We start from the raw sequence: 315 nt of genomic DNA, 5'->3' as shown, positions 1-315 counted from the left end.
CAACCATTTAACAATTAAATCAGTTAAAATTCTATTTTCTTTTCCTTCATCTATATAACCAACTGCCCCTGTTCCTTTTCCTGTTAGTGTATGTCCTGGTACTATTACTACTTTCATCATTTATCACCTTCTTTCTGTAGCATCACCTTTATATCTGTTACATCTTCCTTTATTTCCTCCACATCAGTTTTCATTGCTCCCATTTCAACAAGTATATTTTTATTGATTTCTTGTTGTTGTGTTGATAGTTCAATAAAGTTTTCTACTGTCTTTTTATACATATCTCTATCTTCTTTTTTCTCCTGCATAGTATTT

At 30.5% G+C, this 315-nt stretch carries 1 protein-coding gene; it reads right to left on the bottom strand.

Annotation, left to right across the window (positions count from 1 at the left end; translation table 11 throughout):
• Positions 1-116 precede the first annotated feature (116 nt).
• A partial coding sequence (locus KGF39_RS19645) for a hypothetical protein (RefSeq protein WP_227823597.1) occupies positions 117-315 on the bottom strand: 199 nt, incomplete at its 5' end.

Origin of the sequence: Clostridioides sp. ZZV14-6345 (genome assembly GCF_020657775.1) — a bacterium.
In the GTDB taxonomy this organism is placed as follows: domain Bacteria; phylum Bacillota; class Clostridia; order Peptostreptococcales; family Peptostreptococcaceae; genus Clostridioides; species Clostridioides difficile_D.
The sequence above is the reverse complement of the archived record's forward strand: the minus strand, read 5'-3'. Positions and strand labels throughout refer to the sequence as shown.